The 20,383-nt window shown below is 36.9% G+C and carries 18 protein-coding genes; 3 read left to right on the forward strand and 15 right to left on the reverse strand.

Annotated elements, in window-relative coordinates:
* Positions 1-4 precede the first annotated feature (4 nt).
* The 3 genes from BM383_RS07600 to BM383_RS07610 all read right to left on the reverse strand — a co-directional run bounded on the left by BM383_RS07600 (position 5) and on the right by BM383_RS07610 (position 3,105).
* Complete coding sequence (locus tag BM383_RS07600) at positions 5-496, reverse strand: DUF2271 domain-containing protein (RefSeq protein ID WP_093024529.1); 492 nt, start codon at positions 494-496, stop codon at positions 5-7.
* A gap of 4 nt (positions 497-500) precedes the next feature.
* The gene (locus tag BM383_RS07605) at positions 501-1,997 is read right to left on the reverse strand and encodes an ankyrin repeat domain-containing protein (RefSeq protein ID WP_093024530.1); all 1,497 of its coding nucleotides are present in this window, start codon (positions 1,995-1,997) and stop codon (positions 501-503) included.
* Positions 1,998-2,253: 256 nt separating this feature from the next.
* Positions 2,254-3,105, reverse strand: a complete 852-nt coding sequence (locus tag BM383_RS07610; protein WP_143106365.1) for a DUF6438 domain-containing protein — start codon at positions 3,103-3,105, stop codon at positions 2,254-2,256.
* Positions 3,106-3,298: 193 nt separating this feature from the next.
* Between BM383_RS07610 and BM383_RS07615 the strand changes: the two genes are divergently transcribed.
* The gene (locus BM383_RS07615; RefSeq protein WP_093024532.1) at positions 3,299-4,093 is read left to right on the forward strand and encodes an N-formylglutamate amidohydrolase; all 795 of its coding nucleotides are present in this window, start codon (positions 3,299-3,301) and stop codon (positions 4,091-4,093) included.
* Complete coding sequence (gene hutF / locus BM383_RS07620) at positions 4,093-5,472, forward strand: formimidoylglutamate deiminase (protein ID WP_245766548.1); 1,380 nt, start codon at positions 4,093-4,095, stop codon at positions 5,470-5,472. Before BM383_RS07615 ends, hutF begins: the two co-directional genes overlap by 1 nt.
* Positions 5,473-6,848: 1,376 nt before the next feature.
* Here the strand turns inward: hutF and BM383_RS07630 are convergent.
* From BM383_RS07630 to BM383_RS07685, 12 genes are all read right to left on the reverse strand, one after another.
* Positions 6,849-7,472, reverse strand: coding sequence for a hypothetical protein (locus BM383_RS07630; protein WP_143106366.1), 624 nt, complete (start codon positions 7,470-7,472; stop codon positions 6,849-6,851).
* Positions 7,473-7,858: 386 nt separating this feature from the next.
* Positions 7,859-8,482, reverse strand: coding sequence for a hypothetical protein (locus BM383_RS07635; protein WP_093024536.1), 624 nt, complete (start codon positions 8,480-8,482; stop codon positions 7,859-7,861).
* Between the two features lie 89 nt (positions 8,483-8,571).
* Positions 8,572-9,186, reverse strand: coding sequence for a hypothetical protein (locus tag BM383_RS07640; protein ID WP_093024537.1), 615 nt, complete (start codon positions 9,184-9,186; stop codon positions 8,572-8,574).
* A 60-nt stretch (positions 9,187-9,246) separates the two neighbouring features.
* Positions 9,247-10,353 carry a ligand-binding sensor domain-containing protein gene (locus BM383_RS07645; RefSeq protein WP_245766549.1) on the reverse strand — a complete coding sequence of 369 codons (1,107 nt, stop codon included), beginning with the start codon at positions 10,351-10,353 and terminating at the stop codon, positions 9,247-9,249.
* 93 nt (positions 10,354-10,446) lie between these two features.
* Positions 10,447-11,046 carry a hypothetical protein gene (locus BM383_RS07650; protein ID WP_093024538.1) on the reverse strand — a complete coding sequence of 200 codons (600 nt, stop codon included), beginning with the start codon at positions 11,044-11,046 and terminating at the stop codon, positions 10,447-10,449.
* A gap of 175 nt (positions 11,047-11,221) precedes the next feature.
* Positions 11,222-11,968 carry a hypothetical protein gene (locus BM383_RS07655; protein WP_093024539.1) on the reverse strand — a complete coding sequence of 249 codons (747 nt, stop codon included), beginning with the start codon at positions 11,966-11,968 and terminating at the stop codon, positions 11,222-11,224.
* Positions 11,969-12,041: 73 nt separating this feature from the next.
* A complete protein-coding gene (locus BM383_RS07660; RefSeq protein ID WP_093024540.1) occupies positions 12,042-12,593 on the reverse strand; it encodes a DUF6584 family protein in 552 nt (183 codons plus the stop codon).
* A 24-nt stretch (positions 12,594-12,617) separates the two neighbouring features.
* Positions 12,618-13,049 carry a hypothetical protein gene (locus BM383_RS07665; protein WP_093024541.1) on the reverse strand — a complete coding sequence of 144 codons (432 nt, stop codon included), beginning with the start codon at positions 13,047-13,049 and terminating at the stop codon, positions 12,618-12,620.
* 32 nt (positions 13,050-13,081) lie between these two features.
* A complete protein-coding gene (locus BM383_RS07670; RefSeq protein ID WP_143106367.1) occupies positions 13,082-13,660 on the reverse strand; it encodes a hypothetical protein in 579 nt (192 codons plus the stop codon).
* A gap of 311 nt (positions 13,661-13,971) precedes the next feature.
* Positions 13,972-16,560, reverse strand: a complete 2,589-nt coding sequence (locus tag BM383_RS07675) for an AAA family ATPase (RefSeq protein ID WP_093024543.1) — start codon at positions 16,558-16,560, stop codon at positions 13,972-13,974.
* Between the two features lie 284 nt (positions 16,561-16,844).
* Positions 16,845-17,582, reverse strand: coding sequence for a hypothetical protein (locus tag BM383_RS07680; protein WP_093024544.1), 738 nt, complete (start codon positions 17,580-17,582; stop codon positions 16,845-16,847).
* Positions 17,583-18,225: 643 nt separating this feature from the next.
* Positions 18,226-18,840 (reverse strand): hypothetical protein, encoded by a 615-nt coding sequence (locus BM383_RS07685; protein ID WP_093024545.1) that lies wholly within the window; start codon positions 18,838-18,840, stop codon positions 18,226-18,228.
* Between the two features lie 1,228 nt (positions 18,841-20,068).
* On the opposite strand from BM383_RS07685, the gene BM383_RS07690 reads away from it, so the two are divergent.
* On the forward strand, positions 20,069-20,302 hold the full coding sequence (locus BM383_RS07690; protein ID WP_093024546.1) for a cysteine-rich CWC family protein: 234 nt from the start codon (positions 20,069-20,071) through the stop codon (positions 20,300-20,302).
* Positions 20,303-20,383: the final 81 nt, after the last annotated feature.

Consider the following 20,383-nt stretch of genomic DNA (forward strand, 5'->3'; position numbering starts at 1 on the left):
TTGATTATTTAGCGATTAAACGAACGTATCGGATGTATCCTTCTCCTTCAAACTTGCCTTGTAAGTTGGCAGAAGTTAAGGCTACTTCTAGGTCTTTTTCATAATATTCCTGATCTTCTACAGCGCTTTCAAAACGAATGCTGTAACCTTGATCTATTTTTTCAGCAGGAATCTCAAAAGCTACTACAGAACGTGAACCAGGAGTTATGGTAGCCCCACTTATGGCATCTACACTTTCCTTTTCTCCTAATTGATGCCACCATTCTACTAAGGTATCATACCATTTTTCATCGTCTCCTACCATATACAAGGTTTGTTCGTAAGCTCCTTTATCATTCAGTAATGATACAGCGATATAGGCGCCTTCCCCTGCGTAGTTCTTGGTTTGTATCAAACATTTTACGGTTTTGTTTGCAGGATTGGTGTGTATACTAAAACTGAACAAACTAAACGTTACCAAAACGGCAGCAGCTATTTTTACTAAGTGTGATTTCATAAATTTATTTTTTCAAAAATGTGAGGGATGCTTTATTCTTTTTCAATACTTCATTTTCAGCAGCTAGATCATAAGCAGTTTCTTCAAAATCGGTAGTGCTCTTGGTATCTGCTCCATTGGCTACTAAAAATTCTAAGATCTCTGTATTCTTGGCATTCATAGCAGCCAATAACAAAGGAGTATACCCTTCATTATTTTTGGCATTGATGGCTACATTACTTTCTTTAGCCATTTCCATGAGTTCAAAACTTCCTTTTTCTACAGCAAGATGCCAAAGATTGTTTCCATTAGGTTCAGCTTTGGAAATATCAAAACCGTGCTCTTTTAACAACTGCAGTTTTTCAATGTTTGGAGTTGGTTTTACCCCACGTGCACCGCGCTCATTTACCCAATAATATAAAAGTGTATGGCCATCATTATCCACTGCAGATACTTTTGCTCCTTTATCTAAAAGCAATGCCACAGTTTGGGTATCGTTTCCTTGAACAGCATACATCAAAGCTGTTTTATCGTCTTTATTGCTGTGATTTACATCCTTGGTTTTATCGGCCAATATTTTTACTACATCATAGCTGTTGCGTTGCGCAGCATTGATCAATGCGTTATCCCCAGCTTTATTGGTTGCATTTACATTTATCCCATTATCAATAAAAAACTGAATTACTCTTGGGTCTTTTGCATTTCCGGCGGCTAACAACAAAGGCGTATCTCCTTCTGCACTTACTGTATTTACCGGTACTCCCAATCCCTTCAAATATTCATAGGTTTCCAGATTGGCATTTCCTCCTCGGGTTCCGTGTGCAGCGTACAAGATAATGTTTTCGCCTGCTTTGTTTTGCTTTTTGTAATTGATTCCTCTTGCTTTCAATGTTTTTAACATCGTAGCATTCCCAGAACGTGCGGCATAGAACATTGCATTGTTTCCGTTGGCATCTTCAGTTTCCGAAGATAAACCGTGTGACTCAAAGAATTTGATCAAACTGTCGTCCTGAATATACTGCATGGCCAACAAGAATACTGTAGCACCATCTTTGGTAGTCAATTGTACGTCAGCTCCTTTTGCAATTAGATAATCATACATTGCTACATCGGTAACTTTACCATAAGTAGCAAAGTTCATCAATGGAATTCCGTGACCATCCTTTAAATTTACGGTAGCACCATTTTCTACTAAATATTTTACAAGCGGTAAATTATTTTTATAAGCAGCCCAGAAGATATACGTTCTTCCATCATGAGTAATGGTGTTGATATCAGTTTCCTTCAACGAAACTAGATACTGAATGTCTTCCATAGGAGCATCTGCCATGATCGCCGTAGCAATGGCATCAAAGCTTCGGTTGTTCATTTCCACCGGACTATTTCCTTTTTTAATAGCTGCCTGAACCTCAGCTACACTTGGGTTGTTTCCCCAAAACGCTCTATCTAACAACGCATTTTGTTGCGCCCACAAACCTGTGGTCAAAAATGCTGCTGATAAACTGAATATGATCTTTCTCATTATTTAGACTAAATATTAATAACGCAAATATCGAATTATTTTTTTAATTGATGAAGTACGTTTCATACAATTTTTAAGACTGAATATCTTTGGGAAAGTTTAATGCCTTTGCGAAATAGTTTACAAGCTACTGGCAGAAGTCCATAAGAGCCTCGGATAGACCAAAAAAGTGAAGAGCACCGCTATCCACCCTTTAGCCACTATACTTCATGATAGTAGCTAAAGGTGTATCAACTTTACTTGCTTAGAAGAAATACTATCGTTTGTAGAATTCTGGATAACTAAGGGTATTTGCCGCATTTGGATCTTTTTTCAATTCGGTACGTTCATACATTTTTAGCAGCGTCCCTAGCAAAATGCGTAAGGCTACAGGTTCTTTGCTACTACCATATACCGTAGTTTGATACTCCTTCCCTCCCGAGTTTATCAACACAGCGCGTGAAGCAGCATCAGTATAGTTGGCTTTGTAATTTGCTTCCAATGATTCTAACGGTATGGATTGTACCAGTGTTAGCACAGTCTGCATGGCTTCTTTACTTAACTTCCCTGTGTACCATCCTTCTTTTTGGGTGTAGCGCTCTCCAAAAAAGGTAAAGCTCCCATCCGCTTTAAGCTCTACATACATGGCGGGGCACGCTCCAAAGCACACGGTGCTGTAAAATGCTAATCCCTGAAACGGTCGGGTATTGTCAATGACCGGAATTTTTTCAAAGGTTACGGTACTCGCATTTTTGTTCCCCGTAAACAATAAGAGTCCTTTGGCTTCTTCCGAGATGGGTTGCAGTTCCAGCACGGTATCATCTAAGTTCACGATTTTAAACATATAGTTTGAGGTTTGCTCCCAATCTGTAGCATTTCCTTTGTTATAGCTAGGCTCTATAATTGCCAGTGTATCGTTGGCAACGCTGTACTTGGAATAGTAGGCATAGGGTGACATATACAAGCAGGCGGTATCTTGAAAGCTCATGATATAGTTGTTCATATCCATAGCGTCACTTTTCTTAATAGCCGTTTGCCAATTTCCCTGCAAGGCATCTTGTGAAGCTTTTTTAGAAGAACAGCTTACAATCGTAACCAACAGACAACAAATTCCCAGTACTTTTTTCATTTTTTCCAATATTGATTTTTTTTCAGAACTAAACTTACACTGATTCTCCATAGCAAACAACTCTCACACCGCAAAAATGTGTTTTTTTAAGAAGTGTTTAGCAAATTTCACAAGACTTTAGTACCGCTCGCTCTATGAAAATAGACTGTTTTCCTGAAAGAATTAGTACCTTTCCCCTTCAAAAAGAAAACGTATGAAATTGTATTCAGTTATAGAGCCTACCGCCACCAAAGTTCCTATTCTCATCAGTTCACCACATTCGGGAACTGAGTTTCCAAAAGAAGTTGCTGCCATGCTTACCGATGATGCCATCACCAATCCGGATGATACCGATTGGTTTATTGATAAGTTATACAGTTTTGCTTCGGAAATGGGGATTACCATGATCACTGCTAACTACAACCGTTGGGTGATTGATCTCAATAGAGATCCGGATAGCAAACCGCTGTATGATGATGGGCGTGTGATCACCGGACTGGTTCCTACCACAGACTTTAACGGAAATCCGCTATACAAAGACGCTACACCGGACGAGGCAGAAATACAACGCCGTGTTGAGGCGTATTACAAACCATACCATAGAAAGGTAGCTGCCCTTTTAGAAGACCTTAAAGAGGAGTTCGGCTATGCTATTTTGTTTGATGCACATTCCATTCGCCAAATGGTACCGGGTATTCAGAAAGCTCCGTTCCCGGAATTGATACTGGGTGATAATGATGAAACCTCCGCTGCACCACAAGTGATACAGGCAGCCTTAAGCGCTTTGGAAGCGAGTGACTATGAAGTCACCCATAATTTCCCTTTTAAAGGCGGTTATATTACGCGTAGCTTTGGAAAGCCTTCTCAAAACATCCATGCGCTTCAGCTAGAGATGGCCAAGGTGAATTATATGAATGAAAGTGAAACAGCCTATAGCGAAGAGAATGCCGAAGCATTACAACCAACCCTACAGAAAGTATTCAGCAATTTAATTGCGACAAAATTATAATGGAAAAGACCTATCATTTTAAAGGCTTGCTTACCGAGCAAGGCTGGCTTACACATACCAAAGTTACCCTAGATACCAACGGAAAAATAACCTCCATCACTCCCAATGCGGAGCCTGAAGGCGAAACGGTATCAGGTTATGCGCTTCCCGGTTTTCAAAATGCACACTCCCATGCGTTTCAATATGCTATGGCAGGACTGGCAGAATTGCATGAAGGTTCTGGAGTGCCGGACGATTTCTGGAGCTGGCGCAATGCGATGTACGACTTAGCTTTGACCATTTCTCCCGATGATCTGGAAGCCATTGCTACCCAACTCTATGCCGAAATGGTGCGTCACGGGTATACCGCTGTGACCGAGTTTCATTACTTGCATCACCAACCGGATGGTTCTCCTTATGAGAACTTAGCTGAGATGGGATTACGCCTGATAAAAGCTGCTAAAAAAGCAGGTATTCACATCACCCTGGTACCTATGTTTTACCAGAAAGGTGGTTTTGGACAAGCGCCAACCGATAAGCAGCGCCGTTTCCTATCGCCTACGCTAGAAGATTATTTGGCGTTGGTGGACAGTACCAAAGAAGCCTGTAAAACCTATGACAACGCAACCTACGGAATGGGTGTACACTCGCTGCGTGCAGTTGCCAAAGAGGATATCGTTGCCTTGTGTGAACAAGTACCGGATAGTATTCCGTTTCATATTCATGTATCGGAACAATTAAAAGAAATTGAAGACTGCCAGGCTTTCTATGGGAAACGACCTGTACAATGGCTCTTGGACACCGTTCAGGTAAAACCTAATTTCCATTTGGTACACGCTACACATTTAGATGATAGCGAAGTAAAAGGTATTGCAGCAAGTGGTGCGCATGTGGTTCTTTGCCCTACTACCGAAGGAAATTTAGGAGACGGGCTCTTCCGTTTCAATGATTTTAAAGCCTTAGGCGGAAAATGGAGCATTGGTACCGATTCTCATATTGGTATCAATCCGTTGGAAGAATTGCGCTTACTAGACTATGGTCAGCGACTCATCACCCACAAAAGAACTACGTTTTATACGAGTGAAAGTGGTGACAGTGCATTCAATGCGCTTAAAATGAGCTATACCTCCGGTAGAAAAGCGATGGGACTCCCATCCGATCATTTCTTTGCCATTGGTGATTATTTTGATGCAGCCGTTTTTGATGCCAACCATCCACTAGTGGCTACGGCAAGCCCAAAGAACCTGTGCAACACCCTACTCTATACACAAGATGTTTCCAAATTAGTGGGAACCCTAAAGAACGGGCGTTGGATGGTTAAGAACAATCTACACCACCAAGGGCCTATCATAGGCGCAAAGTTCATTATTACTTTAAAGCTTTTAAAAACAAGGGAGTAAGTGACTACCATATAGCATTCCCTTCTTCGGAAGGGAAATAGTGTTGCATTACATAGCCTTTTTTTTTAGTAGGTTAGATTGTTAGTATATTAGATTATTCGATTTGTTGGTGAGATACTGCTTACTGAACACTTTTAAAATAGCCACCTCGCTAGCGCGAGCCTCTCGCTCGTGACTTACGCAAAACAAAGTCTTACCTCATAAGTCTTATGTCAATTCGAGCATTATCGAGGACAAAAAACTTTTTGATCGAAGACATCCTACGTAGTAGTCGAGAACAAAAACTTTTTAATCAAAGATACCTTACGCAGTAATCGAGAATCTTGTAACACTGATGCCAAGTACAGATAGTTTTTTGTTATGTTGAATACTGATTTTTTTTAATCCTAAGTCTTAAGTCGTGTAGTCTTATATCCTTACAGATGGTCTGCCAACTGTTATTCTGTGTTTTGAAATGAATATTAAACTTCTAACTATAAGTTTCCTAATATCTCTCGTCTCATTGAGTGTTGGCAACACGTAGTAAGTTGACAAAATGTATCGAAATGTGCTTCTCGATACAATTTTTCTCCGTTGCTCTACGAAAAACCACTCGAAGTGACGGAGTGTAGATGTGAATGAGTACTTAATCTTAAAATAGTAGTCATTACGCGTGCGACTCGGAATCTTATGATCTAAGTAGGAATGATTGAAGGTTTACTTCCCCTCTTGAGAGGGGTTAGGGGTGTGTTTTTTATGAGAATTGCGGTTTGCATGTAATTGCCAAGTTTTACCCTTTCAGGGTTATTCTTTTTTTCATTGCCAAAAAAAGAAACAAAAAAGTCTAGGCTTACGAACCGATTTCTAAATTTATTGTTCGGAACCTACACCTTATGAACTCGCCAATAAGGTAATCATCTGTTGATTAATATTTATTATTTCCTATGTATGAGCTTGTTTATAATGTATTTTCTGGCTCAAACAGCATAAGCTGTTATACGGTTCTCTCTCTGCAAATTTTACGAAATCTCTTCGTAGGCCGGTAGTAGTTTCACTCTGATGTTTTTTGTTTTACAATCTTTATAGAATCGGTGGCTGAGTGCTTTGTGGAATGCAATGAAACAAAGTGTACCGAAGCCTTTTAAATGAATATGTAGTGCCTTTCGACTCCGCTCAAGGTGACATCCATTGTCAGTTCGAGCATTATCGAGGACAAAAAACTTTTTGGACAAAGATACCCTACGCAGTAGCCGAGAACAAAAACTTTTTGATCGAAGATACCTTACAAAGTAATCGAAACGATTTCGATTTTATCTCAACTCCTTACAAGGGCTTCGAATCCGATCAGCCTGACACCGATATGAAAACAACACTACCCATCTAAAAGTCTATATCATCTAATCTACATACACTTTCATACCATTTAGATGGTATTCCTTTTCATTATTGGCTGTTGCTACCATATCTACAAAGTAGACCACATCTCCGCTTTGCAATAAATCATACTTAGCCTTCAAAGTCTCTTTTTCAGTCACTGTAGCTACCTTCATTGTAAAAACAACATCATTCTCTCTTATAACTATTACCCTAAACTGCTGTATAGGTAACTGCACACAGATATCCAAACCAACCACCATAGCCATTATACGGCAAACTTTAAAATGCTCTTTAGGCAGTGTTGCATTGGAACCTAAATTACACAAAGAAGGCTCCAAATACTTTTCTATAGAAACAGCTCTAAAGTAAACCTTATCTAATTCAATAGTGTCTTTGGCAGTGATTTTGTTTACCGAAATCCAGGAAGCTCCTTCCCTTAAAGGCTTAATGGTAAAATCAGTTATTTCTCCATTGTTGGTATATAAGTACAGTGAATCCCTACTAATATGTTTTGCAAGTACCTCTAACGGATTTTTAATATCACAGATAAGTTCTTTTTGTGTAGGTATCGAAATCAAAACATCCTGTGCATGCATGCCGCTACAAACAAGCATGGCAACTATACAAATTAGAATATACCGCATTTATATTTATTTAATTATTAAAATTATGTACTATTATTTTGGTACAGGTCACCTAACAACGTACTAACAAATGTTATTCCTCCACTAGCGCGAGCGTCTCGCTCGTGACTTACGCAAAACAAAGTCTTACCTCATAAGTCTTATGTCAATTCGAGCATTATCGAGGACAAAAAACTTTTTGATCGAAGACATCCTACGTAGTAGTCGAAAGATTTCGATTTTATTTCAACTCCATATAAGAGCTTCGACTCCGCTCCTGACACCGATAGGAAAACAACACTAACTAACTAACTAACTAACTAACTAACTAACTAACTAACTAACTAACTAACTAACATACTAATCATCTAAAATACTAGCGTTCTAAACACCTATTCAAACTGATTTCATTCATTGCTTTGTTCCATTTCCCAGGTTTTAAGATATTTTAGCATCCATTGGTTGTAAACTGTTTGTTTATCTGTTACGGGAGCGTCTGTAAATTCCTTAGCTATTCGCTCTTCTCTTAAATGGTAATCAGCTATAGTATCTGTTCGGATCATTGACATAGCTATAGTTCCTTTGAAATCAATGAGCTGTTCTTCCCGAATGTAATTATAGGATGCTACCTCGGGATTATACATCATTTCTGACTCTTTGCTATACACTGCTTGAATGGAATCCTGTTCGTTTAGCAGATAATAAGTATATGCATAACCATACTCCCCACATGACATTGAATCAATAGCCAAAGCTTTAGCCGGTAAAGAATACTTTGTTATGTTTCCCCTACAGTCTCCTGCTCCATAGGTGTGAACACTTTCCTTTTTCATTTGAGATAACTCAAACGATCCTATACGGGGTAACTCAAGTTCATGAGATGCGTGCTTGGCGGGTGTTATGGGGATAGTGGGTTTTGTGGTGGTATCCACTTGCTGCACCGTTTCGGTAGGTTGTATGGGGTTTGGCTTTGTATGAGATTGGCAAGCCCCAAGCAAGCCAACCATGGTAATGGTATAGATACTTTTCATCCGTTTACTATTCCTAGATTTACATATTTATAAAAATATTTACTTGAGCATATTACGTAGTGGTTTGTCACAAAGCCACTTAGTCCTCTTTACTTTTGAAATGTAGAATTCAACCAAGCATCTAACATTTGTTTTTTGTCAGCTTCGTTGTTGTAGTGGATGCTGACTCCAAAGCTATATCCATTAATCAATCTACTATAAATTAGTTGATTAAGAAGCACTTCTCCTTTCGCATTGTAAATGGTAAAGCCGTATAACTGAAATTCCATTCCGTCTATTACAATGGTTTTGATGGCGGTTGAATCCGCTCGAATTCCTCTTTCCATATAGGCATAGTAAATCAGCTCTTTTGCGCTAGCATTTGTTTCTTCCCATTCCCCTTCATACTCCACTTCAAAAAGTTCGGATGTTGATTGAAAAATATTAAATCGATTTTTTTCAAAGTTTAGAAGTTGCTTTAATCCACTTGTATCAATTTCAAATCCTGACGTTTCACTAAGCGCTTCCAACCCTTTTTTAGTTCTTCTATCTACATCACTTTTGTGAGTTACATTCCAACCTTCCGGTATTTCCATAGTCCAGCCAATTTCTTCATTATGGTAGGTGTTTTCTGTTATTTTTCCCTCATCAATTTGTTGGTTAGGGTCTGTTTTACAAGAAAACAAAACAGTTAAAAATAATAAGAGGGTAATTTTAATTTTCATAAGTATAAATTTAGTCCTTTCGCCCACAGTAGGCTTATAAAGGGGTGTGCGTTCGTATCTTTAAAATTGCTTTTCAAAAGTATTTCCATTAAAAATGTATACGTTTCCGTCTTGCATACCAAACCACAATTTGCCATGAGCATCTTCAAAAATAGCTAACGCAGTATCATTTGTCAATCCATATTTCTTAGTGTAATTCGTCATCTTTACTCCATCATATTTCCAAATTCCTGCATCTCTGTCTCCAAACCATATCGTTCCTTTACTATCTTCTGCAATGGTAAAAACGTGTTCTAGCGTACCCGGCAATGATGCATCACCTTTTCTTTCACTTGTTGGGTGAATTAAGTTATTTTTTTCAGAAAAATTGATGATAGAATCCCCTTCTTTTAGCAGTACACCTATTCCGTTGTTACCAATCCAAAGCCTGCCTTTTGAATCTTCAAGAATACTTCTAATATGAAGCGGGGCAATAGTTCTGTCAAAGCCCAAAGTGGCATCGTTGATCACTGTAAAAGTACTATCATTATAGCCAAAAACACCCGCGTAGGTACCAAACCAAATCCTATTATGTTTCCCTTCCGAAATACTGGTTACCGCAAATAAATTATCGTTAGGGTTAAGGACTTTATGAGGCGGAAATGCCAAATACTGCAATTCTTGCCCATCAAATCTATATACTCCTTCTTTAACGCCAGCTCCAAACCAAAGATCGTTTTTAGATTTCATCCATTCCTCTTGAAAAGATTCATTACCCTGCATAGGTACCATATTTTGTGAAGTTACTATGGCTGCGTCGGTTTGGTTTGTTATGCTGCTTCCATCGTAACTGCTCACTCCCATTTGAGTATCAAACCAAATAACGCCTTCTTTATCTTCTCTTATGGCGAGTACTTGATTATCAGACAAACCATCAGTATTTGTAAAGTAGGTGAAAGTATGCCCATTGTAAACTGCCACCCCTTCCTGAAGACTACCAAACCAATAGTTTCCTTTACTATCTTGAAAAATGGCACGTATGCCCGAAGTGAATGTTAACGTATCGGTTTGTATGCTCCCTGAAAATTCAGGTGCCTTTGATTCTTGTAGCTTTCCCTTATTTTTAGCGCAAGAAATATTCAAAACCAGCATGAGTAGCAGGTACATCAAATGTATGTTTCTTTTCATCTGTTTGCTATTCCATAGTTGTTTCCACACCAATATACAACTTTTATACACCAAACCCTGAACCATAAAAACCGATGGATGCCAGCTTAGCACCTATTCCGCCTGTTGTGCCACCGTACTTTTTTTAAATGTTTCTATCTTGTTATATATTTCAGCGATTTCCTTTTCAGTCAATTTTTGAATTTTATAAGTATACGCTTCCGAATCAGTGCGTATCTCAATCAACTCCTGCTGAATATGAACTGATTCCACTTCTGAAAAATCAATCCGATCCCTAGATGGCTTTTGAAACCGAATCCCTTTTTCATCAATCCTGATGTTTTTTGTCAAAAAGGTGACACTTAGAAGTATAAAACCGAAACCTTGTGCATAATCCTCCTTTAGAAAACCAAACAATAATTCATGATGAACAGAGTCGGTATATCCGTTACGAATTTTTAACAATCCAAAGAATGTCCAAAAAATCACATACACCCAGTTATATTTTTTAGTCCGTAGTATAATTTTATTCTTTAAAACAGGTCTTTGAAATCTGTCAATAATGAAGGAATATATTATAAATCCATACCCAAAAACTATCATTAGTTCACCGACTAATCTGGAAATAAAAAAGTCACTGAAATAATACATAATCAAAATAATTCCGATTAATAATCCGAAAGCGATTGTATAAAATCTAAATGCTTCTCTCATTATTTTTAAATTTATGATATTTTTCTAAAGTCACATACCACGTGTTTGTATAGGCAAAGTAGGCAATTGCGAGCTTCAAACTCATCAAACCGTCACTATTTTAAAGCAGGCTACAATAGTTGAATTTACTACTATCTCGCCTATTTTGTATATACAGTGCTACCAACTGGCTTTCCTATATTTCATTTTCATATCCAATCTCATTCAAGTCCGATTTTAGTTTTTCAAAATCTTCAAGATTAGGATTTATTTCTAGTACTAAATCTTTCGTTATTACCGCTCCATTATATATTTTTTCAACTAGTCCTATTTTTAGTTCTCTTTCATTAAATTCCTCTTCATAATATTCTTCAGCCCATTCTTTATATGTAAAAGCCTTTCCATCTAAAAGCTGAAGTAAATCGCTTGAGCCATCTTTGTAATCATCATTGGGAAAGTCGATATGTCCAGTAGTCCAATTAAAATCATCTATTGTTTTCCATATACAAAATGTTGTCCCAATACTTTTAACAGGTTCGCCAAATATGAATTCATTAAACACCTCTGGCAATTGGTCAATTACTTCTTTATTTATTTCTTGTATCAATTTTGTTTGCTGAGTTTTTTTTGAACCAAACAGTTTATCAACAAATGTTTTCTTTTCTTCAATAGGAATACTTTTCCATCCATTCATTTGACTTTCATGAGCAAATCCATTAATACAGATTCCATTATTACTGAACAGAATCAACATTTGGTCGCCCTGTCCATTTCGCATTTCACAAACTTCCTCTGTATCACTCCAGTCTTTTTGGTATGAATAATATCTATATTCCCATTCAGGGCAAATAATCACTTCTAATGCAGCTATAGATTTACAGATTCTTCTAAGTTCATTTGGATTTGGTAGAAGATCTAAGTTTTGTGTCGAAAGTTTCCTCATTCGTAGTTTTTGTTTTCAACTTAAGCTTAACGAGCTGTGTATGGTGGGGATCCCGAAGGTAGGCTCTATACACCTAGTTCTGCACAGCTTTTATTTTCTCTAAATATCTTTTAATTCCTTTTAAGAAATTTGGAGTTACTCCTGATTCCTTTGTTGAATCATCAATTAATTTTTTCAGCTTATTTTTTTGATAGTCCGTTAATTCCTTAACTCTAAAATTTTCCTTTGGCAATAGCTTTTTCAAAATAATAGTCGAGCTGTTACCACAAGACTTTTTAAACTTTCTAACGCATTGCATTTCAGTTTCTGAAAGATTTTCTTTCAAAAAGAGGTATCGCCCAGCGCTAACCTTATCATCTTTATGAAGATATAATTCAGCTATTTTGTTATGCAAATTCTGGTTGAAAGAATAGTATTGGAAAAATCCTTCATATCTACTAATTGCCTTGTCGATATCGCCCTCAAGTACATCTTTTTCAGCGCGTTTTATTATTCTTAATTCAAGAGCGTTTCTATAGTCTTTAACTGTTCGATGTCTCTCCCAAAGTGACAATCTTGTTTTTTTGACTTCCGAGTTTTCAGATGATAAAATCCAAGATATAAAATTTGAGATTAGCTTTTTCATGGGCTTGTGCAACGGCTTCTGGTGTTATGCATAGTTTTTATTATTTTCCAAAATTCTATTTAAAATCAAGGTCATAGACAATAATATAATTGCTGTTGTCCAAAGCCAATAACCTGATAGATATTCAGTTATTTGTCCAGTAAATCCGCCTTCGTTTTTTATTATTTTTTCAACTTGAGTAAATGAAAGGGCTAAAATTGATGAAATTAAGCTTAAGATTAAAGCCAATTTAGAGTTTTTTGAAAACAAGAAAAGAAATAAACTATATAAAAATAATGGGTTTGCAAACCAAATCAATCCAATTATATCAAAATTCATCCAACCTAAAAGTAATGCAATTAGTCCAAATGAACCAACTGAAGAAACACCATCAACAAGATAACATTCCATTGCCAGAGAGGATAGGTAGATTAATCCAATTCCGATTCCAATAATACTTTTCAAACTTTTAGTCATCTTACTTTAATCTCATTTTATAGGCGTTTTTTTCAATTTTCAAACATCTTGTAGTTTTTTGTCCAATAATTTGCTACAAAATCCCATTTGTTACCAAATTCTTTAATGTGTTTTTGATAAGAGAGTTCCTTTATCAACTTCTTTGCGTACATATCTGAATTAAGCACTTTGTAAATTTTAATTATTTGCGGATTCTTTTCAATTTCAAAGTCGCAACCTTGTCCGTATTTGTAACCGTAATCAACTAATTTATAGTTTTCAATTTTACTCAAATGACTTTCCCAATTCATATCGGCACAACCTGCACGATTGTAGCAATAAAAAAAGTCTGTTCCTTTTATTTTTTGGATATCAAAGGCACAATTCTCGACAAGTATAAATGTTTTCAATTTTTTGTTGAACAGATAATTGTCACACTGATTTGGAGTATTGCTAAATGCAAAAACCCGAATGTCTTTAGTACCATCTTCGTCAATGTCCAGAATTTTAAATTCAAAGTAATAGTCTTCTGATTTTACAATTGTGTCGCCTTGCATTGATAACAAACAATTGAATCTACCGCCCTTTGAAATCTGAATGAATTTCTGTCCGTTAATTTTTAATGTATCCATCTGAATATCTACTTTTTTTTGTTGTTGAGGCTTGTTTTGAATTAACAAACTGTCGGTAGATTTTCTTTCGATGGTCCTGTCACTTGACTTCGAATTAAAAGAAGTCAAAATTATGAGTAGTAAAATGTTTAATAGTATCTTCATAAAATCACCTATAACTGTAAGTTGTATAAGCAGTGGTAGATTGCGAGGTTATTAACTGTCAAACCGCTACGCTGTTTGAGCGAGCTACAAACCTTGATATTTAGCACTTTGCCTGCAATTATTTATAGAAAATGTTAGCTGCTAGCCTTTATCTATTTTAATTCATATTAATTGTATGAGGCAACAAATGCTTTTAATTTGGTTTTAAAACCATTTTTCCATGTAGAGTAGTCTCTAATATCTTGTTCAATTACCGTTTTATTAGGTAATTGAGGAATTGTAGTTGTACCACCATCATGTTCTGTTACTGAGTATTTACTAAATAAGTTTAGCAAGAAATCAATATCTGATTGTTCTGTAACAATGTAGCTTGATAAATTCCCTTTTTTTAAATTTATATTTTTTGAGAATCGCTCATAGGTTTTATTGGAAAGAATTTCTTCAACTGAACGCTCTAATAGCATTCTAAATCTTTTCCTTGCCGAGTCCAATTTAATTTCTCGCCCATGAGCATCTGTTAATTGTAGAGCATCATGCTCAGTCAGGATTCTCTTAATAGAATTAATTCTTTCTTGAATATTCTTTGCTAAATAAGGTATCTCGTCTGTGACAATACCACTAATTTCATTGTACTTATCAATCCCTATTATTTCACAATTAGATGAATTTAATGACTTATGAGTATCTATTAGTAGTCGTAAAAATGATAAATCATGAGTCAATACTATTATTTGTCTGTCCTGTGAAAGCGTTACTATCTTACTTGCAATTAAATCTCGATAATCCATATCCAAAGAAGTAACTGGGTCATCAAAAACAATAGTGTTTTTTCGTCCATCAATTGTACACTCAGCTAAAAAATTAGATAGGGCAATTATTTTTTGCTCACCTTCACTTAAAATGGATTCAATAGAGTGATTGATGCCATTCAAACTACACTTTTGAAAAGTATTCCCCTGTGATGTCCTAGTCTTTGACAATAATACTTTTGCGGCTAAATCAGAATTAAAATCGTTTAAGTGATTTATAAATTCTTGATGCTGTAAGTTTATTGCCTGATTTTCCATTAAAGCTCCAATTTTTCTTGAGACACTATTTGTATTTAAATTCGTTTGACATCTTGATATCCATTCTTTGTACTTTAGTTCGTCATGGTATTTTAATATCTGAACCTTGTTGTTAAATAAAAATTCCTTTGCTATCAGCTCGTTATATTCAGCAATAAAAGCGTTTCGATTACTTAGTAATTGATTATTTTGCAATAACTGAGCATCAATATTAGGAACTAAGCCTCTTATATTAGTGGAAAAAGTCTTGATTTGTACATTTAGTTCTGTGCCTTTTTCAAGGTAATCAATAAGGTTTGCTTTAAGAGTTTCAATCGCGTTTGAAAATTCATTAAAACCCTTTTCAAAGTTAGGAATATATTGAACAAGCTCGTTAAAATTGTCAAAAGATAATGCTGTTAACGACTTTAAAAATTGTATTTTTTTATTAATCCCATTTTGAATATTTGTTAATTGTGTTGATACATCATTAGATATAAATTGATTGAAACCAAGCAATCTTTTCTGAGCTGTTTCATCTAAATCCTGTTGACACAACACACATTTTTCCAATGAACCAGAAGAAGGGAATTTCACACCATCTGTCATTCCGTTACTGAGTGCAAATTTTTGTGCTGCATCCCAAAGTATTCTCCAAGGATTAGACCCAAAACCATCAATTGTATTTATTTCCTTAACTTCATTAGTCAGAACATCATAAGCTTTTTTTGTATTTTCAAAACTTGTTCTTAAACTTCTTAATTCAGTAATTTTCTCTTCAATAAAAAGACCTTCAATTCCTTCAAATTGTTTAGCATAATTATCTATCCTTGCTTTTAACCCAATTAGATTTTTAATATTCTCTTGAGGGTTTTGAGTATTAATAAGCTGGTGTAGTTCCTGTTTACGTGCTGCGTTTTCAGAACTAAATTGTATGTAATTCTCAATTACAGGTTTTGTTAAACTCTCGAAATTAGAATACCACTGACCAGTTGGAGTTGAATTCAACAATTGGTCAATAGTTGGTTTTGCTGTTGTGTAAACAGCAACTTCGTTAGTTAATGATTGAGCCATTGCATTTAAAACAGGAATTAACCTTTCTAAAACATCAATTCCAATAGGTTTGTACTCTGTAGGGTTTTCACTATTTATATAGATATCTCCACAGTTAGTATCAAAAACATTTATGGAATTCAATGCTGAATGTGAAGAAGCATTTTCTACCCACTGAAATCTCGTAATTGTACCATTAATATCAATTTCAAAATCAACCTGTTGAGGATTTGAATCTTGTGTAAATACATTTTTCTTTAATTCAATGTTTGAATTCCTACTCCAACAGAGTTTCTTCAGTATTCTTGAATAGCTTGACTTCCCTGAACCATTATTACCATAAATTACATTCAATCCACTACTCGGGAATTCTAATTTCCCTTGATTGTGCAAAGCACAAATGTTGATAGGTTTTTCTAAGGTTTTTAATCTTGGATAATGAGCTAAAGAACCTGTTAATGAAGGAATATGGGTACTATCAAATGGAACTACACTTAATGTTATAGTTGTATCTCCATTTTCTTTCTTTAATAATTGCACTAGTTCATCAATATCATTTTGAGTAATTGTTGAATTTGAGATTATTCTTCTAAGTGCATCTTTAATAAAATCAGGTCGCTGTTGTGACCAATCTAATATTTCCTGATATATGGACATCTTATTTTTTTCTACTTTAACTTAAAGTTGACTATACCAATATACACCAAAGCCCGTATAAAAACACCATATATCAACCAGTTTTCGCTTAAAAGCCTTACAACTCGTTAACAGGAAATCAAACACAAGTATTCTGTAACTAAAATCTAACTACATCATCCCACCCCTCCTTACGGTTATCCGTAATCGGTGGTTACGTAGGTAGTGAATTGTAGTCGTGCGCAGTATGGCTATAAGGCACCTTTAAGGCTGTATCCCCTACCCAACACAGCAAAGTGCCTTTGCTATACCATGCGCAACGCTTGTAATAGCTGCATGGGGTGCAGTGCTTTGTGGTTGATACATACCGAGCCCAAGAGGGCGTCTTCTTTAAAATACAACACACAACTGCTTACCAAAGCCAGTGCCGGCGCAGCTATGGGTTGGGTGGTAAAGCTTTGCGCGGCTATGGGGTGTACAGCATCAGCCACCGCTACCCGAAACACTTCTTGTTGTATTATTTTGTAGGTATCGGGTTGGTAATAGGTAACATTGTAGCACAGCACGGCGCTACTGGCGGTTGCGGGCCATAGGAGTACATCCGCAGGTACAAACCCCGGTGTTTGCAAGGTAAGGCTGCCATTGGGGTTTTCGGTCATGCTCAGCGGTACCCGGCAATAATCGGCATACAAACTGGCGGTGTTAAACTCAAAGCCTGTGAGCAAGTTGAGGTCGCCCTCCCATAGGTTTTTAGTGCCTTTGGGCAGCAGTGTATTGGCCAGCATGGCATCGTACACCACACTGCGAAAGCTGTTGAACATGTTTTTTTGGTAATAGGTTTGTAGCAAAATGCGCAACCCCAGGCTCAGCATTTTGGTGGTGGAAGAAGCCGTTCCAAAATCGGAGGCTGCTTTTTTGGTGGCTTTGGTTTGCCGTACCCCACCGCGCCCCGGTTTGGTTTGCAAATAGGTGGTGCCATCCACGTTTCTAAAAGCCACATTGCCCAGGCTTCCAATCAATTCTTTTCCGTTAAATCGTGCCATATCCGTCTATTTTTAGGTGCGTACCCCGCCATGTTCCCTGCAGGTGTTTCTACATTCTATCCATAGCTACTCCACTATGACTCCACATAATTCCCGTAAAAGTGTGGACTCACTGTGGACTTGGTGTGGACTCAATGTAGACTCACCTGCCGCTGTTGTAAGATACTTCTTAATTCTGTAAAATGCAAATTTTGAAGGTATTAGCGTTTTTGAAGGAGCTTTTAGTGTGGTTGGTGGTTGGCGGTAATTTAAAAATTAAGTACTCATCCACATCTACGCTCCATCACTTCGAGTGGTTTTTCGTAGAGCAACGGAGAAAAATTGTATCGAGAAGCGCATTTCGATACATTTTGTCAACTTACTATGTGTTGCCAAAACACTCAATGAGACGAGAGATACAATGAAAATTATAGATAACATTTCAAGTTCATGTCACAGCACGGAATGACGGTGACTTAAAAAATATTCAACATTTATAATTCAGCATTCAAAATAACAAAACGGCTTCGATACACTTTGCTCCATTACTTTCCACCAAGCACTCAGCCACCAAGAGAGCGGACAGCTAGAAATAATAAACTCTGGAAAGAGAGCAAATAACTTTACAGAGTTTATTACAAAAGGTAATTTTATACGATTTTATTTAATTGAAATGATACGCCACTCCTATCTGTACCAACCAACTGAGATCATCTCCTGCTAATTGCCATAAACTACTATCGCGTAGTGAGTTTACAGGATCGGTCCATAACAGTGTAGGTGCAAGTCTAAACGAAACTGATGGACTCAATTCATAACTTACAACCCCAGCCCCCATTAAACTCATATACCTGCTTGTAGTAATTCCTTCTTGTAGCGCCAGGTTCTTACGAAGCTGCTCTGTAGTATATCCCATTCCAAAGTGATACCCAAAGTTCCAGGTGTTGTTTGTCTTCAAATGTTCCAACAACACAAAGGTAGAAAAGGCGGTTACATCACCTTTCATAGTACTAAGCCCCTGTTGCCAGTCTTCCCCCTCAATTCCTGCATTCATATACTGCAACCGTAGGCTCATGCCAAAATATTGTTCCGGTTTGTGATAGGTAATAGCTGCATAGGCACTAAATGGTACAGCGTAGGATACGTCTACCCCATCATCGGCATCTTCATAAACATAAGCCTGCCCGGTTCCTCCTCCAAATTCTACACTCAATTCCTGAGCATTAGCATGTAGCAGACTTAAAAGTAATGAAATCATAAGTAAAGTAATACTTTTCATATATGTAGATTTTTCGTTCAAAAATAGATGAAACAAAAGCCATACCAAAAATAACTACAAAGCATAAATACACATCTGTAAGCTGAGAATACAAGAGAAGGCGAATTATTAAGCATAGAGATAAAATCAGGTAGATTCCGTGTCGTGACATGGAATGACGGTTATTTTAAAAGTGGTTAGTATTCAGTAGCAGTTAGCAGAATATTTACAAAGACATAAGACTACATGACTTAAGACTTAGGACCTTTAACTTTCAACTAAAAAACATTCAACATAATAAAATCGGCTTCGGTACACTTTGCTCCATTGCATTTCACCGGGAGAGCGGACAGCTTTCAGCCTTTAGCAGACAGCCTTTAGCTGATAATCATTTCTGTAGCAATTGTAAAACACAATACATCTGAGTGAAGTTACCCCCCTTTTTCCAGAATATATCCGAGCAAAGCTCCGAGATTCAGGAGCGGTTGAGCGACGCGGAGTTTGCCGGATGGTTTTTGGTGCTGTGGTAACAAGCAGCAAAAAATTCCTTAAAAAGGGTGTCGTTTTCTTTGGTTCGTTTCTTTTGGACAAGCAACTGCGTAGCACATCATGAGTTCCTTTAAAAACAATAAGAGTCTACGAATAAAAGAAATGAACATACCCGTTAGGGTAAAACTTGGCGTTTACACGCAAAACACAATTCTCATTTCTAAAATCCAATTTCAAAAAACACACCCCTAACCCCTCTCAAGAGGGGAAGCGTATAAGCAAGCATTTAGGTAAAAACAAACAGATTCCGTGTCACAGCAAGGAATGACGGATATTTTAAAAGTGTTCAGTAAGCAGTTGCAGTAGGCAGAATATTTACAAAGACATAAGATAACAGGACTTAAGACTTAGGACTTTTTACTTTCAACTAAAAACCAATTCAACATTTATAATTCAGCATTTAAAATAATGAAATCGGCTTCGATACACTTTGTTCCATTGCACTCCACAAACCACTCAGCCACCGAGAGAGCGGACAGCTTTCAGCCTTTAGCAGACAGCAAAGAAATTCGATATCAGCACACGGAATGATTATTTCAAAAATGTTCAGTGTTCAGTAGCAGTTGGCAGAATATTTACAAAAACATAAGACAACATGACTTAAGACTTAGGACCTTTAACTTTCAACTAAAAAACAATCCTCTTCCCACAAAAGTTTGTACCTTTAGGTAGTATTGAAAATTAAAAAAACACCAACTTTATGCCACACCACGAAGAGAAATACTGTCCGCGTTGCCAGGAGTCGTTTGAATGTAAAGTAGGGAGCATTAATCTGTGCCAGTGTACTACAGTGACGCTTAATGAGGAAGAGCGTAATTATATGCGGGAACAGTATACCGATTGTTTGTGTGCTGCGTGCATGGCTGCGGTAAAACAAGAATACCACAACGCTAAATACCATGAACAAATAGCACAACTACACCACCACCGCTAGGTAACTCCTCCATATATTGGAATTTTGTTAACTTATAAACACTCTTTTAAGATAAGTTTAAAAGAGAAAAGTGTTAAAACT

Source organism: Pustulibacterium marinum (assembly GCF_900116665.1).
GTDB classification, from domain to species: Bacteria; Bacteroidota; Bacteroidia; order Flavobacteriales; family Flavobacteriaceae; genus Pustulibacterium; species Pustulibacterium marinum.

Excerpts from the sequence above, each read along its gene's own strand:
- BM383_RS07600 (WP_093024529.1), bottom strand. The coding sequence starts at position 496 with ATGAAATCACACTTAGTAAAAATAGCTGCTGCCGTTTTGGTAACGTTT.
- BM383_RS07605 (WP_093024530.1), bottom strand. The coding sequence starts at position 1,997 with ATGAGAAAGATCATATTCAGTTTATCAGCAGCATTTTTGACCACAGGT.
- BM383_RS07610 (WP_143106365.1), bottom strand. The coding sequence starts at position 3,105 with ATGAAAAAAGTACTGGGAATTTGTTGTCTGTTGGTTACGATTGTAAGC.
- BM383_RS07615 (WP_093024532.1), top strand. The coding sequence starts at position 3,299 with ATGAAATTGTATTCAGTTATAGAGCCTACCGCCACCAAAGTTCCTATT.
- hutF (WP_245766548.1), top strand. The coding sequence starts at position 4,093 with ATGGAAAAGACCTATCATTTTAAAGGCTTGCTTACCGAGCAAGGCTGG.
- BM383_RS07630 (WP_143106366.1), bottom strand. The coding sequence starts at position 7,472 with ATGCGGTATATTCTAATTTGTATAGTTGCCATGCTTGTTTGTAGCGGC.
- BM383_RS07635 (WP_093024536.1), bottom strand. The coding sequence starts at position 8,482 with ATGAAAAGTATCTATACCATTACCATGGTTGGCTTGCTTGGGGCTTGC.
- BM383_RS07640 (WP_093024537.1), bottom strand. The coding sequence starts at position 9,186 with ATGAAAATTAAAATTACCCTCTTATTATTTTTAACTGTTTTGTTTTCT.
- BM383_RS07645 (WP_245766549.1), bottom strand. The coding sequence starts at position 10,353 with ATGAAAAGAAACATACATTTGATGTACCTGCTACTCATGCTGGTTTTG.
- BM383_RS07650 (WP_093024538.1), bottom strand. The coding sequence starts at position 11,046 with ATGAGAGAAGCATTTAGATTTTATACAATCGCTTTCGGATTATTAATC.
- BM383_RS07655 (WP_093024539.1), bottom strand. The coding sequence starts at position 11,968 with ATGAGGAAACTTTCGACACAAAACTTAGATCTTCTACCAAATCCAAAT.
- BM383_RS07660 (WP_093024540.1), bottom strand. The coding sequence starts at position 12,593 with ATGAAAAAGCTAATCTCAAATTTTATATCTTGGATTTTATCATCTGAA.
- BM383_RS07665 (WP_093024541.1), bottom strand. The coding sequence starts at position 13,049 with ATGACTAAAAGTTTGAAAAGTATTATTGGAATCGGAATTGGATTAATC.
- BM383_RS07670 (WP_143106367.1), bottom strand. The coding sequence starts at position 13,660 with ATGGATACATTAAAAATTAACGGACAGAAATTCATTCAGATTTCAAAG.
- BM383_RS07675 (WP_093024543.1), bottom strand. The coding sequence starts at position 16,560 with ATGTCCATATATCAGGAAATATTAGATTGGTCACAACAGCGACCTGAT.
- BM383_RS07680 (WP_093024544.1), bottom strand. The coding sequence starts at position 17,582 with ATGGCACGATTTAACGGAAAAGAATTGATTGGAAGCCTGGGCAATGTG.
- BM383_RS07685 (WP_093024545.1), bottom strand. The coding sequence starts at position 18,840 with ATGAAAAGTATTACTTTACTTATGATTTCATTACTTTTAAGTCTGCTA.
- BM383_RS07690 (WP_093024546.1), top strand. The coding sequence starts at position 20,069 with ATGCCACACCACGAAGAGAAATACTGTCCGCGTTGCCAGGAGTCGTTT.